The sequence below is a fragment of the Staphylococcus sp. HMSC063F05 genome, from assembly GCF_001837075.1.
In the GTDB taxonomy this organism is placed as follows: Bacteria; Bacillota; Bacilli; order Staphylococcales; family Staphylococcaceae; genus Staphylococcus; species Staphylococcus epidermidis.
Window position 1 is genome coordinate 19,389 of record NZ_KV831334.1, and the last position, 15,950, is coordinate 35,338.

16 protein-coding genes are annotated in these 15,950 nt (G+C 32.0%); 10 read left to right on the plus strand and 6 right to left on the minus strand.

The window, feature by feature from the left end; all coding sequences use genetic code 11:
* Positions 1-70: 70 nt before the first annotated feature.
* The 6 genes from HMPREF2576_RS05075 to HMPREF2576_RS05100 all read left to right on the plus strand — a co-directional run bounded on the left by HMPREF2576_RS05075 (position 71) and on the right by HMPREF2576_RS05100 (position 6,855).
* Complete coding sequence (locus HMPREF2576_RS05075) at positions 71-1,123, plus strand: YeeE/YedE family protein (protein ID WP_070856137.1); 1,053 nt, start codon at positions 71-73, stop codon at positions 1,121-1,123.
* Positions 1,124-1,174: 51 nt separating this feature from the next.
* Complete coding sequence (locus tag HMPREF2576_RS05080) at positions 1,175-1,399, plus strand: sulfurtransferase TusA family protein (protein WP_001830019.1); 225 nt, start codon at positions 1,175-1,177, stop codon at positions 1,397-1,399.
* Positions 1,400-1,818: 419 nt separating this feature from the next.
* The gene (locus HMPREF2576_RS05085) at positions 1,819-3,069 is read left to right on the plus strand and encodes an ammonium transporter (RefSeq protein WP_001830014.1); all 1,251 of its coding nucleotides are present in this window, start codon (positions 1,819-1,821) and stop codon (positions 3,067-3,069) included.
* 134 nt (positions 3,070-3,203) lie between these two features.
* Complete coding sequence (locus HMPREF2576_RS05090; RefSeq protein WP_001830022.1) at positions 3,204-4,157, plus strand: LacI family DNA-binding transcriptional regulator; 954 nt, start codon at positions 3,204-3,206, stop codon at positions 4,155-4,157.
* A gap of 259 nt (positions 4,158-4,416) precedes the next feature.
* Positions 4,417-5,889: a sucrose-6-phosphate hydrolase gene (locus HMPREF2576_RS05095; protein ID WP_001830011.1), complete on the plus strand. Its 1,473-nt coding sequence runs from the start codon at positions 4,417-4,419 to the stop codon at positions 5,887-5,889.
* A 6-nt stretch (positions 5,890-5,895) separates the two neighbouring features.
* Positions 5,896-6,855, plus strand: coding sequence for a carbohydrate kinase family protein (locus HMPREF2576_RS05100; RefSeq protein WP_002485130.1), 960 nt, complete (start codon positions 5,896-5,898; stop codon positions 6,853-6,855).
* 67 nt (positions 6,856-6,922) lie between these two features.
* On the opposite strand, the gene agrA is transcribed toward HMPREF2576_RS05100, so the two are convergent.
* Genes agrA through HMPREF2576_RS05120 form a run of 4 tightly spaced genes read right to left on the minus strand, consistent with a single transcriptional unit; the run spans position 6,923 to position 9,680 of the window.
* Positions 6,923-7,639, minus strand: coding sequence for a quorum-sensing response regulator AgrA (gene agrA, locus HMPREF2576_RS05105; RefSeq protein WP_001829999.1), 717 nt, complete (start codon positions 7,637-7,639; stop codon positions 6,923-6,925).
* A 16-nt stretch (positions 7,640-7,655) separates the two neighbouring features.
* Positions 7,656-8,945: a quorum-sensing sensor histidine kinase AgrC gene (agrC, locus tag HMPREF2576_RS05110; protein WP_010959211.1), complete on the minus strand. Its 1,290-nt coding sequence runs from the start codon at positions 8,943-8,945 to the stop codon at positions 7,656-7,658.
* Between the two features lie 26 nt (positions 8,946-8,971).
* A complete protein-coding gene (gene agrD, locus HMPREF2576_RS05115) occupies positions 8,972-9,112 on the minus strand; it encodes a cyclic lactone autoinducer peptide AgrD (RefSeq protein WP_001830021.1) in 141 nt (46 codons plus the stop codon).
* Entirely contained in the window at positions 9,096-9,680 is a 585-nt protein-coding gene (locus tag HMPREF2576_RS05120; RefSeq protein ID WP_001830005.1) for an accessory gene regulator AgrB, read from the minus strand. The genes agrD and HMPREF2576_RS05120 overlap by 17 nt, the downstream gene beginning before the upstream one ends.
* Positions 9,681-9,995: 315 nt before the next feature.
* Between HMPREF2576_RS05120 and hld the strand changes: the two genes are divergently transcribed.
* Complete coding sequence (hld, locus tag HMPREF2576_RS11625; protein ID WP_002494082.1) at positions 9,996-10,073, plus strand: delta-hemolysin; 78 nt, start codon at positions 9,996-9,998, stop codon at positions 10,071-10,073.
* Between the two features lie 380 nt (positions 10,074-10,453).
* Here the strand turns inward: hld and HMPREF2576_RS05125 are convergent, their stop codons facing one another.
* Positions 10,454-11,239 (minus strand): carbon-nitrogen family hydrolase, encoded by a 786-nt coding sequence (locus tag HMPREF2576_RS05125; protein WP_002469371.1) that lies wholly within the window; start codon positions 11,237-11,239, stop codon positions 10,454-10,456.
* A gap of 351 nt (positions 11,240-11,590) precedes the next feature.
* Between HMPREF2576_RS05125 and sdrH the strand changes: the two genes are divergently transcribed.
* Positions 11,591-12,964: an MSCRAMM-like protein SdrH gene (gene sdrH / locus HMPREF2576_RS12570; RefSeq protein WP_070861191.1), complete on the plus strand. Its 1,374-nt coding sequence runs from the start codon at positions 11,591-11,593 to the stop codon at positions 12,962-12,964.
* A 59-nt stretch (positions 12,965-13,023) separates the two neighbouring features.
* Here sdrH and mroQ read toward each other — a convergent pair whose 3' ends face one another.
* On the minus strand, positions 13,024-13,764 hold the full coding sequence (gene mroQ, locus HMPREF2576_RS05135; RefSeq protein WP_002485136.1) for an intramembrane glutamic endopeptidase MroQ: 741 nt from the start codon (positions 13,762-13,764) through the stop codon (positions 13,024-13,026).
* Between the two features lie 174 nt (positions 13,765-13,938).
* Here mroQ and groES point away from each other — a divergent pair, with 174 nt between their 5' ends.
* A complete protein-coding gene (gene groES, locus HMPREF2576_RS05140) occupies positions 13,939-14,223 on the plus strand; it encodes a co-chaperone GroES (RefSeq protein WP_001830378.1) in 285 nt (94 codons plus the stop codon).
* Positions 14,224-14,278: 55 nt separating this feature from the next.
* Entirely contained in the window at positions 14,279-15,898 is a 1,620-nt protein-coding gene (gene groL, locus HMPREF2576_RS05145; RefSeq protein WP_001830447.1) for a chaperonin GroEL, read from the plus strand.
* Positions 15,899-15,950 lie beyond the last annotated feature (52 nt).

Here is a 15,950-nt window from a genome sequence, read left to right on the forward strand (position 1 = left end):
ATTAAGAATTTGCAAAATATAGTCCTTTCTACTATAATACCTTAGTATTTATATCGGAAAAGGTGATAAAATGGTGTGGACAATTATAAGCGGATTAGTCGTTGGCATATTGCTAGGATTTGTAATGCAGAGAACAAGATTTTGTTTAGCTGGTGGATTTAGAGATATGTACGTTCAAAAGAGTAACAAAATGTTTTATGCATTGTTTATTGCTATTACAGTCCAAAGTATTGGTTTACTTATTCTAAAGAACTTAAATATTATAGAGGTTCCAGCAGAAACATTTCCAGTTATAGGAACTATTTTGGGATCCTTCGTTTTTGGAATAGGGATAGTATTAGCTGGAGGATGCGCGACAGGAACTTGGTATAGGGCTGGTGAAGGGTTAATTGGAAGTTGGGTGGCATTAATATTTTATGCATTGACTTCAGCCGTAACTAAAACTGGGGTACTTCTTCCAATAATGAATCAAATAAATAAACCGACGCAAGTCAGCACAAGTATGACGAGTACAACAGGTATACCACAATGGATTCTCGTCATGTTATTAACTGTAATTACAATATTTTTAGTTGTGAAAACAATTCGAAAACCTAAAATAATGGTGCCCCAACTTAAACAAAAATATAGTGGTATTAGACATTACCTATTTGAAAAAAGATATCATCCATTTGTTGCTGGCATTGCAATAGGTTTTATTGCTCTACTTGCTTGGCCTATGAGTGAATCTACTGGGAGAATGGGTGGCTTAGGTATAACAACACCATCTGCAAATCTTGTAAATTATCTTATTTCAGGAGATTTAAAATTTATTGATTGGGGTGTGCTTTTGGTACTAGGTATATTCATAGGTTCTTATATAGCTGCAAAAGGGTCTAAAGAGTTTAGATGGAGATTGCCAGATATTAAGACAATTCGCAATAGTGCGCTTGGTGGTATATTTATGGGATTTGGTGCTTCAGTTGCAGGTGGTTGCTCTATCGGTAATGGTTTAGTTGAGACAGCTACAATGAGTTGGCAAGGATGGATTGCTTTAGCCTCTATGATTATTGGTGTTTGGTTTATGAGTTATTTTATTTTTGTAAAACCTATGAAAAAGTTACAACAAGTATCTCAAAGCTAAGATTGGTTATTCTAATGTGACATTAGATAAAGTGAATGAGGAGGTATATCAATGGTATACGAATTAGGAACAGTAGGGATGGTTTGTCCATTTCCTTTAATAGAAGCACAAAAGAAAATGAATGAATTAAATCAAGGGGATGAATTGAAAATCGATTTCGATTGCACCCAGGCTACGGAAGCATTACCTAATTGGGCTGCAGAAAATGGATATCCAGTTACAAACTATGAGCAACTTGATGATGCATCATGGACGATTACTATTCAAAAGGCATAAAAATTTATAGTTATAAAGTTGATAAACAGATTTTTTGAGGATAGGAAATTAAGCAAATTTAATTATAGATGTGATTGACGAGAAAAAAGTTAAATTAAGTAGCTATTAGCTATATCGTTGAAAGAAAGAGCTAAACTTGAAGACTGTTTTTAATTTAATGAAATTCGTTAGTAGAATTATGATAGCCTGAGACAACAATCATTGTCCCAGGCTTATTTATTATTGTAATGAGATAACTAAATCAAGATTATCTTTTTATTATACTCATTACTAACATAGTGTAACGAAAATAATATGTTTTTAGTACAACGCTTATATATACAATGTAACTTAAAGTGACATTCTGTGTAACATGACCTTACCTAATTTTGCTTTTAAAAAAAACACTCATTATGATGTTTTTAAAGGAAGTGGTAAGTATGAATATGAATGATACAATATTTCTATTTTTATGTACTCTATTAGTATGGTTAATGACACCAGGTTTGAGCCTTTTTTATGGGGGACTCGTACAATCAAAAAATGCTTTAAATACTGTAATGCAAAGTATGGTTGCCATTGTCATTGTCACATTTATATGGATAATGATTGGTTTCTCTTTAAGTTTTGATGGAGGTAATCAATGGATAGGTGGTTTGAAATTTTTGGGTCTTCATCATGTTGGTTTTGAAACTTCAAAAACTTTGAGTCCTCATATACCTCTCTCATTATTTATGTTGTTTCAAATGATGTTTTGTACAATTGCGGTATCTATTTTATCAGGTTCGATAGCCGAGAAAATGAGATTCATTCCTTATCTGATTTTTGTGAGTTTATGGGTTCTATTAATTTATAGCCCTGTTGCCCACTGGGTATGGGGTGGTGGTTGGATTAGTAAAATTGGAGCAATAGATTATGCGGGTGGAACAGTAGTTCATATAACATCAGGTGTATCTGGTTTGGTTCTTGGGATAATGATAGGTATAGGTAAAAAGAAAGAAAAACATACTCCCCATAATCTATTAATTACACTTATAGGTGGTATATTAGTATGGTTAGGATGGTATGGATTTAATGTGGGCAGTGCATTTACATTCGATCACATAGCCATGATATCGTTTGTAAATACAGTTATTGGTGCAAGTGCAGGTGCTTTCGGTTGGTTAATCTTTGAATATATCTTGAAAAAGACTACAAGTTTACTAGGTCTTTTATCTGGAGCGCTCTCTGGTCTTGTCGCTATTACACCAGCAGCAGGATACGTCAGCTATATGAGTGCCATGATTATTGCAATAATGGGTGGCATAGGTTGCTATATCGTTATAAATTTAATTAAAGTAAAACTCCAATATAATGATGCACTAGATGCATTTGGTATTCATGGTGTAGGTGGTATCTTAGGAGCTGTGTTTACAGGAGTTTTTCAATCACATCAAATTAATAGTGCGGTGGAGAATGGTTTTATCTATACAGGTGATTTTAAAATAGTAGTGATTCAACTTGGAGCGGCAATTGCGACTGTCGTTTTTAGCGCAATAGTCACTTTTTTGATTGCTAGATTTATTAAAATTTTTACTCCTTTAGCTACAACTCAAGAAGAAGATAAAACAGGACTCGATGTTATAGTACACGGTGAGAAAGCGTATTTCTATGGAGAGCTAAATAAGTTTAATCGTCATATTAAGTTTTAAAATTATATAAATGACAATCACCTAACACGTCAATTTATTTAATCGTATTCTAAACAATAATTTCAACTATTTAAAGCGTTGGTTCATATGGTAAAATAAAAAGGAACGATTGATGACGTGATAGGTGATTTTTTATGAAAAATATATCAGATATAGCAAAATTAGCTGGAGTATCGAAAAGTACTGTTTCACGCTTTTTAAATAATGGATCTGTGAGTCCAGCAACGAAAGAAAAAATAACTAAAATAATAGAAGAAAATAATTATCAGCCAAATCAATTTGCACAAAGCTTAAGAGCTCGACGTACCAATTTGATTGGAGCAATTATTCCGCGTATGAATTCATACGCTGTTGACGAAACGATTAAGGGTTTGGTACACCAATGTAATCAACATCGATATCAGTTATTATTAAATTACACAGGATTAAAAATAGATGGTGAAATTTCGGCACTAAAAACATTATCACGTAGTAAAGTTGATGGAATCGTGCTAATGGCAACACATATTACTGAAGCGCATATTGAAGTCATTGAGAAAATTGATGTTCCTGTCATTATAGTAGGACAAGAACACGACCGATTATATAGTATATATCACGATGATTATGAAGCTGGATATAAAATTGGAGTACTCATTGGTGAAAAAGGTTGTCGAAATGTACATTTCTTTGGCGTTAGTGAAGAAGATATTGCAGTTGGTATTCAACGTAAGCTGGGAGTTATTCAAGCGCTGAAGGACTATCACATAAGTCCGAAAATTTATGAAACAACATTTAAGCATGAACAAGCTTTTAAAGATGTAAGTCAGCAACTTGAAAGAGTACATGATGCTGATGCGATAGTTGGAGCAACTGATACCATTGCTTTTGCAATCCATAAATATTGCTCTGATCATCAACAAAGGTTTTACAATTGTTCAATATATGGATTTGGTGGAGACCCTATGACTCAAATAGTATCACCTGTCATTCAAACGGTTAGCTATAATTACTTTGAAGCAGGAAAGCAAGCATTAAAAGAAATTAACCAACTATTAAAAGGTGAACAAACAACATTAAAAATAAAAATTCCTATCAAATTGAATTAACATGCATAGAAATCTTGTTTTAGTTAAAATGGAACCGATACCACATATAATGATAATTGCTAATCAAATTGGTATAATTATTGAGAAAGCATAGTTGAATGAAATAATTAATTAAATATTGACAGGTATCAATTGGATATTAATAAGCATGAATTTAAACATGTCAAAAAGTGACATTATTAACATATTTCTCTAAATCAATATGTTAAAATAATAGAGTTATTAATATATAAATAGTTGTAGTAGGAGGTAGAACATAGTGGAGTGGACTCGTGAAGAGAGATACCAACGTATTGAGGATGTTGATGAAACATATCTTGAGCAACTGAAACACCAAGTGGATACATCTTTATATAGACAAACATTTCATATCCAACCTGAAATGGGTTTATTGAATGATCCAAACGGACTCATTTATTATGAAGGATACTACTATATTTCACATCAATGGTTTCCGTTAGGTGCTGTGCACGGTTTAAAATATTGGTTTAATTATAAAAGCAAAGATTTATTACATTTTGAACCTCAAGGAACACTTCTTAAACCTGATACTAAGTATGATAGTCATGGCGTATACAGTGGAAGTGCTTTTGAATATCAAAATCATCTTTATTATATGTATACAGGCAATCATCGTGACCAACATTGGAATAGAATTTCCAGTCAAATGATTGCCAGAATGAACAAAGACGGAAAAATAGAGAAGTTTCCTAAACCTGTGATTCATGGACAACCTGAAGGGTATACAAGTCATTTCAGGGATCCAAAGGTATTTGAAAAAAATAGTCAACTGTACGCTATTCTAGGTGCTCAAAATGAAAATGAGATGGGGCGTTTACTTTTATATCGTAGTCAAGATGTTGTTGATTGGCATTTTGAAGGTGAAATTAAAACTAATCTGACACAATTTGGTTATATGTGGGAGTGTCCTGATTATTTTAGACTAGGCAATAAAGATGTCATACTCATGTGTCCACAAGGCGTTGAAGCTGAAGGAGATAAATATAGAAATATCTATCAATCAGGGTATATGATAGGAGATTTAAACTTTAATAATCTATTTTTCGACCATGAAAGTTTTCAAGAATTGGATAATGGTTTTGATTTCTACGCGCCACAAACGTTTGTTGATGCAGACGGGCAACGCATTTTAATTGGATGGATGGGACTACCAGATACAGAGTATCCTACAGATAAAGAGGGGTGGGCACATTGCCTTACTATTCCTCGAGTACTTACCATTGAAAATGGAAAACTTAAGCAGCGACCTTTTAAGCAGTTAGAAGATTTAAGAACTAATAAAGAAACAGCTTTGGGATATGCTAATAAATTTAAACGTAAATTACATCCATATGAAGGTAAGCAGTATGAGATGATTATAGATATATTAGAAAATGATGCTTCAGAAATATATTTTGAATTGCGTAGCTCTCGATCTGAATCTACACTGATTACTTATAATAAACACGAAAATAAACTCACTTTAGATCGTACCGATAGTGGGACACTACCATCAAATGTCGATGGAACAACGCGTTCTACCATTTTAGATTCACCATTAAAACAGTTACAAATTTTTGTGGATACATCTAGTATCGAAATATTCTGTAATGATGGTGAGCGTGTTTTAACCTCACGTATTTTCCCAAATGAGGATGCTACAGGTATAAAAGCTTCGACTGAATCTGGTCAAGTATATTTAAAATTCACTAAATATGAATTAAAAGGGTGATTTATAATGAGACGTCTATTTGCTATTGGAGAGGCATTAATTGATTTCATACCAAATGTAACGCATTCAAAATTAAAAGATGTTGAACAATTTAGTCGACAAGTTGGTGGCGCACCGTGTAACGTAGCGGCTACAGTAAGTAAATTAGGTGGAAAATCAGAAATGATAACACAACTAGGAAATGACGCGTTTGGTGATATCATTGTAGAAACAATTGAACAACTTGGCGTAGGTACGCAATATATTAAGCGAACTAATAAAGCAAATACTGCATTGGCATTTGTCAGCCTTCAAGATGATGGTCAAAGAGATTTCTCATTTTATCGTAAACCTTCTGCAGATATGTTATATCAACCTGAAAATATTGATGATATTCAAGTATTCCAAGACGATATTTTACATTTTTGTTCTGTAGATTTAATAGAGAGTGACATGAAATATGCCCATGAGAAAATGATTGAAAAATTCGAGTCAGTAGATGGTACTATTGTTTTTGACCCTAATGTACGCTTACCTTTATGGGAAGATAAACTCGAATGTCAACGTACAATAAATGCGTTCATACCTAAAGCACATATTGTTAAAATATCTGATGAAGAATTATTATTTATTACTGGTAAGAGGAATGAAGATGAAGCGATTCAATCTTTATTTAGAGGTCGAGTTAATGTAGTGATTTATACACAAGGAGCGCAAGGTGCAACTATTTATACCAAAGATGATTATCGTATTCATCATGAGGGGTATCAAGTACAAGCAATTGATACAACTGGTGCTGGTGACGCATTTATAGGTGCTATTATTTATTGCATACTCGAGTCTCGGTATTCTGAATGTAAAGATTTATTTAAGGAAAAGGGCAAGGATATACTAGCGTTTAGTAATCGTGTCGCAGCACTTACAACAACGAAACATGGTGCTATTGAAAGTTTGCCAACAAAAGAAGATATAAAAGACTATAATTGATTTAAAATATAAGAAATAAGTAAAACACCCATCTTTACAATTTCATATCGTAAAGATGGGTGTTTCATTATATTTTTTTAACATTACGTACTGAAGCGAAACAATTTTCGCCATTCTTAAAGTAAACAATACGTTCTTTTGAGTCAATAGATTCAATATTATGCCTGTTTATTACAAAACTGTTATGACATCTAAAGAAACGTTCATCAAGCTGTGCTAATTCCTTTAAATTTCCATAAAATTCAATTTGTCGATTATCAAGATGTGCAATGAGTCTATGAGATTTCGTAGATGATTCAAAAAACATAATATCATCATATTGAACGTATACTGAATTACTTCCCCGCTTTAACTCAATCGTATCTACATTACTTTCTTTTGATAATAATTTGAGTCGTGTATGTGCTGTTTCAAGACAATCTATGATTCTCATTTTTAATTCAGATGGATCATCTTTAAAAATAAAATCCATAGCAGCCACTTTATAAACAAACGTCAAATAAGTCAGCTCACTGTGACTGGTTACAAATATAATATTACCAACAGGATCATGTTTACGAATTTCACTGGCTAATTTAATACCGTTCATATCAGCTTCTAATTGAATATCAAGGAAGTAACAACCAATGTCATTAAGTTCTTTTGATTGCTCTAAGACCTCATAAGGATCATTTGTTGCTAAAGCTAACTCCATTGGCTTTTCTTCAATCATTATGTAGTTTTTAATGATTGATACCATATGTTCTCTTTGTCTTTGGTCATCTTCACAAACAAAAATTTTCATTTAATTCTACACATCCTTATGATTCCTTATTATTTATTTCTACTTTTTGTACAAAGTAACCATTTTCGATGACAGTATCTAATAAAACATTCTCGTTTGAGTCTGTCAGTTCTTTTAAAGTTGATAAACCTAAACCGCGATTATCACCTTTAGTAGAAAAACCTTGTTCAAACAACTCATGAATTTTAGGGATATCATTACTACATTTATTCATAACGATAAAAGTGACAGATTCCTCATTATCGATGAATGCGATATTGATGAGTGGTTCCTCAAGATTTTCTGAAGCTTCAATAGCATTATCAACTATAATACCGATAATACGACTAAGCTCAACAGTATTCATATCGATACGATCAATTTCATCAGGAACCTCAATACTAATTGGAATACGTTTTTCTTGAGCTTGAATAATTTTAGTAGTAATCAGCCCTTTAATTTCTCTCACTTTCAACTTTTCAATACCATTCATTTTAATAGAGCGAGTTTTTAATTTATCTTTCATTGGAACGATATTTTCATTAAAATATTTACGTAATCCAGGCATATCATCTTCTCTAATGTAATCTGAAAGAGTGGTGAGGATATTCACATAATCATGTCGGAACTTACGCATTTCATTGTTAATGCTTTCTATACGTAACGTGTACTCATAATATGCTTCGATTTCTTTTACATTACGTTTATACCTCATTTCACGGAGTGTAAAATTGGACATCACTAATATCACTACACTTAAAAAAACCATAATACCCAACAATAAGATGGCATATAATTTAAGGGTATCATTTCCTCGCATATCAGTTTGTGACACCATATAAAGTAAAATAAATGATATGAAAAGTACTATTGTTATTATCAATAAGTATCTTTTATTGAGTGACAAGTAGGATACTTTTAATTTATTGAACAATAGTTGAGTTAAATAAGCAATAATTAGAGTTATGATTACAAAAGAGGTAAAATGTATTAACTGTAAAGCAAATTTAAACGGAATATAATCTTTTATAGTCAAATGTATGTATACAGTTATGAAATTAGTTATATATAAGATCATAGTGGTGAATAATACAACTAATATTGAATAAAGCTTTATTTTTGTATAAAAGAAAATGGTGATTATTATAACCAAAACTATTAATGCTTTACTTTGCCAAAAGTAATACATTATTGCAGAAGGGATTACAATCGTAAAAACGATTATGTAATCCCTAAAATTAAATTTCATATTAATGATAACTTTAGTAACCCAAATCATTAAAAAGATTTGTAGGCCTGCAAACGGAAATAGATTAATATCATCCATATCTTACACACTTTCTAGGGTTATATTTACTCGTATAGTTTAGTCAGTTCTTCTGGTACTTCTGGTTCGTCAAAGTAAGAGGCACATACACTATCTCCTGCTACAGTACCAATAAATTCCAAGATTGTAGTGAAAAATTTTATAAATAAATTAAAAATGTTTTCCATGATTAATATCCTCCTTAGGGAAAAAGATGGGTAGTAATGTTAAAGATTCTAAAATTACACCGAATAAAATAAGTTTATTTACCGGTTCTTTAGTTACTAATGAAATAACTACGATAGTACAATATAAAAATATGGAGAGTATTTTTTTTCGCTTTACAAGACGTCTAGGTATAGGTTGTTTCTTAGTTGCTGCAGGTGCGTATAAAATGGTAATAATTAATCCGACTAATGCCATAGATAAAAGAACAAAATAGTTAATATCTAACTTTATTATTAAGTATGGAAAGATAATAAAGAAAATTATGTTCTGAATATGACATAACAATGACGAATTTGCATGCGTACCGTGTGCATGTCTCCTAATTAAAAAATAACTTAAATGAGTTAAAAGTGTGTAAAAGAAAGTATGAAAGATTATTGCTAGCCCATACACAACTATAGACTTTTCAATATTTATCGCTAGTACCTGCATCCCTAAACGAATTTTTAGAAACTGTATGTGATCTAAGTTATTTTTACGTTGTAAATATTGAGCAAATTGCTCAATTTTTTTATCGATGATTTTCACTTGTTTACTACTCTCCTCAAGTGTCATTATACAATTTTGCGCAACATTTTTTAGAAAGCATGCCTAACTGTTAAAAAATATACCTAAGTGTTTTAATTAAGTACTATTAGATATTTTACCATATTTAGTTTTACAGTTGAGTACTAAATATTGCTATTTATGAAATTTTAATCTTTAAATGGAAAAATCATGTTTTAATAGACTCATATCACAGAGATGTGATTGAAAGATAGTTGAAAAATTTGCTTAATCTAGTCGAGTGAATGTTAAATTCATTCGTATCCATTACCTTAATTCGAAAGGAGTGAAGTTATAATGGCAGCAGATATCATTTCTACAATCGGTGATTTAGTAAAATGGATTATCGATACAGTTAATAAATTCAAAAAATAATTTTTGAATGAGTCTATTGTAACTTTTGTAACTTTGTTTTCTTCGTATAATTAATATTATTAGTGAGTTGTTGAGCCATCCCAACTTAATAATTTACTAATATAAACTAAGCAAGTGAGAAGCATTTGCTAGTAGCTGTAGTTTCCTTGGACTCAGTGTTACGTATTATTCTTAGCTACCTTAAATAGGTAATTATTTCTAGCATGTAAGCTATCGTAAACAACATTCAATTTATCATGTTAAATAGATAAATTCACTAAAATTTTTTCATAATTAATAACATCCCCAAAAAATAGATTGAAAAAATAACTGTAAAAACATTCCCTTAATAATAAGTTATCAAGCCGTGAGTCTCTCCCAAGCTCACGGCTTTAACTATGCTATTTATAAAGATGTGGTTTTAGATTTCTGAAAACTGGAATATATTCTCTTTGTTGATCTACTAAGTCTACATCGATATGTGTTGTTAGTACTCCTTCTTTATCATCTAAATGGTCTAAAATTTCACCATTAGGATTAATGACAATTGAATTTCCAGCATAATTGGTGTGACCATCATCACCACAACTATTACAAGCTACAATAAAAATATCATTTTCGATTGCTCTCGCTTTTAGTAATGATAACCAATGATCTAGTCTTGAGCTAGGCCACTGCGCTACATAAAAAGCAATTTTAGCACCTTTTCTAGCTGGATAGCGCAATATCTCTGGAAATCGCAAGTCATAACAAATGATTTGCGTCACAAGTGTTTGATCAGATAAATAAAAAGGTTCAGGGACTACATTTCCACCACATAAAAAGTCTGGCTCACGTAACATTGGCACGAGATGTACTTTGTCATATTCATTAATCAATTCTTTGTTTTTATTAATTGCAAAAGCAGTATTATATATATGGTTTTCTCTTATATTTGACACTGAACCTGCAATGATATCTACATTAAATGTATGTGCTAAGTCTTTTATAAAGAGAGAGCTGTCTTTAAGATTTTTATCAGCTTTTTGTTCTAATTCTTCTAATGCATAACCGTTATTCCACATTTCTGGAAGCACGACGACACTGGTATCTTTATCTAAGTATTGATTAAACTTAGTTTTGATATTTTGCATATTTTTATCAACATTTCCACGTTCTACATTGAATTGAAGTATTTGGATTTTCAATATATTCACCCGCCTATCGTTTTAGTTATAAGATACTAAAATTGCCAGTTAAAGGCAAAATTTCATTTAAAATATCTAAAATTTAATCATGTTAATCTATACATACAACTATATTGAACTAACATAAATTTTGAAATTTTGTTAGGCTTAGGGTAAAGCTTTAGCTTACATTTAATTATCAAGTAATAATTAAAATAAAAATATTCTTGAATTCTGTTGTTTACAAATAGTTACTTTTACGTTTCAACTTTATTAATATTAATTTTCAATAATCATATTTAAATGCAAAATGCTTAGTTTTTTTATATACTTGAACTAACAAAAGATTGTAATGGGGAGGTGGTTGAATTTATGAAAAAGTTTAACATTAAACATTCATTTATGCTTACGGGCTTTGCTTTCATGGTAACTACATCATTATTCAGTCACCAAGCACATGCTGAAGGTAATCATCCTATTGACATTAATTTTTCTAAAGATCAAATTGATAGAAATACAGCTAAGAGCAATATTATCAATCGAGTGAATGACACTAGTCGCACAGGAATTAGTATGAATTCGGATAATGATTTAGATACAGATATCGTTTCAAATAGTGACTCAGAAAATGACACATATTTAGATAGTGATTCAGATTCAGACAGTGACTCAGATTCAGATAGTGACTCAGATTCAGATAGTGACTCAGATTCAGACAGTGATTCAGACTCAGATAGTGATTCAGATTCAGACAGTGACTCAGACTCAGACAGTGATTCAGATTCAGATAGTGATTCAGATTCAGATAGTGATTCAGATTCAGACAGTGACTCAGACTCAGACAGTGATTCAGATTCAGATAGTGATTCAGACTCAGATAGTGACTCAGATTCAGATAGTGATTCAGACTCTGGTACAAGTTCAGGTAAGGGTTCACATACCGGAAAAAAACCTGGTAACCCTAAAGGAAATACAAATAGACCTTCTCAAAGACATACGAATCAACCCCAAAGGCCTAAATACAATCAAACAAATCAAAACAATATAAACAATATAAACCATAATATTAATCATACACGTACTAGTGGAGATGGTGCGCCTTTTAAACGTCAACAAAATATTATTAATTCTAATTCAGGTCATAGAAATCAAAATAATATAAATCAATTTATATGGAACAAAAATGGCTTTTTTAAATCTCAAAATAATACCGAACATAGAATGAATAGTAGCGATAATACCAATTCATTAATTAGCAGATTCAGACAATTAGCCACGGGTGCTTATAAGTACAATCCGTTTTTGATTAATCAAGTAAAAAATTTGAATCAATTAGATGGAAAGGTGACAGATAGTGACATTTATAGCTTGTTTAGAAAGCAATCATTTAGAGGAAATGAATATTTAAATTCATTACAAAAAGGGACAAGCTATTTCAGATTTCAATATTTTAATCCACTTAATTCTAGTAAATACTATGAAAATTTAGATGATCAGGTTTTAGCTTTAATTACAGGAGAAATCGGCTCAATGCCAGAACTTAAAAAACCTACGGATAAAGAAGATAAAAATCATAGCGCCTTCAAAAACCATAGTGCAGATGAGATAACAACAAATAATGATGGACACTCCAAAGATTATGATAAGAAAAAGAAAATACATCGAAGTCTTTTATCGTTAAGTATTGCAATAATTGGAATTTTTCTAGGAGTCACTGGACTATATATCTTTAGAAGAAAAAAGTAATAAAATAAGCATCTCGCCATGTATGATAATTAATTTATACATGATGAGATGCTTTTATTTTAAAATATAAGATGGAATATAAATGTTGCTTGTTCTTGCAATTTTTTAATAGAATCTCCACCCACAACTTGAGTTAATACAACCGAACCATTCATAAGCATGTGTATGCCTATAGGTACAGCAATTCGTTTTGTGTAAACATAAACAAGTGAGAAAATGACTCCCATTCCAAAATATACCGGTATAAATTTGAAGTCATTATGTGCTAAAGCGAATATTAGAGAACTTACTATAGAAGCAATGATAAAGCTTACCACACGTGATCCCTTTATAAAGTTATACAATTCTCCGAAGATAACTTTACGAAAAACGTATTCCTCTAAAATGGGACCTACTATGGATATTAAAACGATAAATATCGGCATTTGCTTAGCAATAGCCATTAACCTTTCAGTGTTTGGACTTCTTTGCGGACTGCCATTGATGGCAAATAAAATTATACTGATGATGATTTGGTAAATCATCACAATACAAAATCCTAATAGAACCCAGGCGAAAATATATCTTTTAGGTTCCTTATGTCCTTGTTCTAATTGAGTAGGATTTTTAATGGTTGCTTGCATGAAAATGATTAACAATGCAGCGATGATAAAGATAGATACTTGCATGATACTCATTGTTTGGGCAGTTTGCATTTTAGACATATCTCCAAGTAAATGGCTACCTAAAACCAACCCAGGTAGTATTTGAGCTAAACCGTAGAATAGAACGGTTAATAGGGATACCCATAACCTTTTCATAATTTCCCTCCATCTATATATGTATATTATGTATTTTATCGTAAATAAAGGTTAAGTACAAAATTAATAATCCTTTTGGCTTGATATATTGACCAATTTTGATTAATATTAAAATCAGATTAGCACTCTATATATCAAAGTGCTAAATCACATGTAAATGAAGGAGGAACAATCATGCTTAAACCATTAGGAAATCGTGTGATTATTGAGAAGAAAGAGCAAGAACAAACAACTAAAAGTGGCATCGTTTTAACAGATAGCGCTAAAGAAAAATCAAATGAAGGTGTGATCATTGCAGTTGGACAAGGTCGTTTATTAGACAATGGCACACAAGTTGCTCCTCAAGTCAGTGAAGGTGACACAATCGTCTTCCAACAATATGCAGGTACTGAAGTAAAACGTGGCGACAAAACATATTTAATTTTAAATGAAGAAGATATATTAGCTATTATAGAATAAAGAGCGAATTTTAAATATTAATTAAATGATTTAATAAGTGGAGGTTGTTTAGACTATGGCAAAAGATCTTAAATTCTCTGAAGATGCGCGTCAAGCAATGTTACGTGGTGTTGATAAATTAGCAAACGCTGTAAAGGTTACAATTGGACCTAAAGGGCGAAATGTGGTTCTAGATAAGGATTACACAACACCTTTAATTACCAACGATGGTGTAACAATTGCTAAGGAAATAGAGTTAGAAGATCCATATGAGAATATGGGTGCAAAATTAGTGCAGGAAGTTGCGAATAAAACAAATGAAATCGCTGGGGACGGTACAACTACAGCAACAGTTTTAGCACAATCAATGATTCAGGAAGGTCTTAAGAATGTTACAAGTGGTGCAAATCCTGTAGGCTTAAGACAAGGTATTGACAAAGCAGTGCAAGTGGCTATAGAAGCGCTTCATGAGATTTCTCAAAAGGTTGAAAATAAGAACGAGATAGCGCAAGTTGGAGCTATTTCAGCAGCAGATGAAGAAATCGGTCGCTACATTTCTGAAGCAATGGATAAAGTAGGTAACGATGGCGTTATCACTATTGAAGAATCAAATGGGTTTAATACAGAATTAGAAGTAGTTGAAGGAATGCAATTTGATCGCGGTTATCAATCACCATATATGGTAACTGACTCAGATAAAATGATAGCTGAATTAGAACGTCCATATATATTAGTAACGGATAAGAAAATTTCATCATTCCAAGATATTCTTCCATTATTAGAACAAGTTGTGCAGGCTAGTCGACCAATTTTAATTGTTGCGGATGAAGTAGAAGGCGATGCACTTACTAATATTGTTTTAAACCGTATGCGTGGAACATTTACTGCTGTAGCAGTTAAAGCCCCAGGATTTGGTGATCGACGTAAAGCAATGTTAGAAGACCTAGCAATATTAACTGGTGCTCAAGTCATTACTGATGATTTAGGTTTAGAACTTAAAGATGCATCTCTTGATATGCTAGGTACTGCTAATAAAGTTGAAGTGACTAAAGATCATACAACAGTCGTAGATGGTAATGGTGATGAAAATAATATTGATGCTCGTGTAGGTCAAATTAAAGCACAAATTGAAGAAACTGATTCAGAGTTTGATAAAGAAAAATTACAGGAACGTTTGGCAAAACTAGCTGGCGGCGTAGCTGTTATCAAAGTAGGGGCTGCAAGTGAAACAGAGCTTAAAGAACGTAAATTAAGAATTGAAGACGCATTAAATTCAACACGTGCGGCGGTGGAAGAAGGTATCGTTGCTGGTGGTGGTACTGCGTTAGTCAATATATATCAAAAAGTAAGTGAAATTAAAGCAGAAGGTGATGTTGAAACGGGTGTTAATATCGTATTAAAAGCATTACAAGCACCTGTTAGACAAATTGCTGAAAATGCAGGATTAGAGGGTTCAATTATTGTTGAACGTTTAAAACATGCTGAAGCGGGCGTTGGTTTCAATGCAGCAACAAATGAATGGGTTAATATGTTAGAAGAAGGTATAGTAGATCCAACTAAAGTAACTCGTTCAGCGTTACAACATGCAGCAAGTGTAGCTGCTATGTTCTTAACAACTGAAGCAGTCGTTGCTAGTATTCCAGAGCCAGAAAATAATGAACAACCTGGAATGGGTGGCATGCCAGGTATGATGTAAAAACACCTATAAACGTTGGTTTAAAGGTGTTCGGTTATTATTTATGACATAA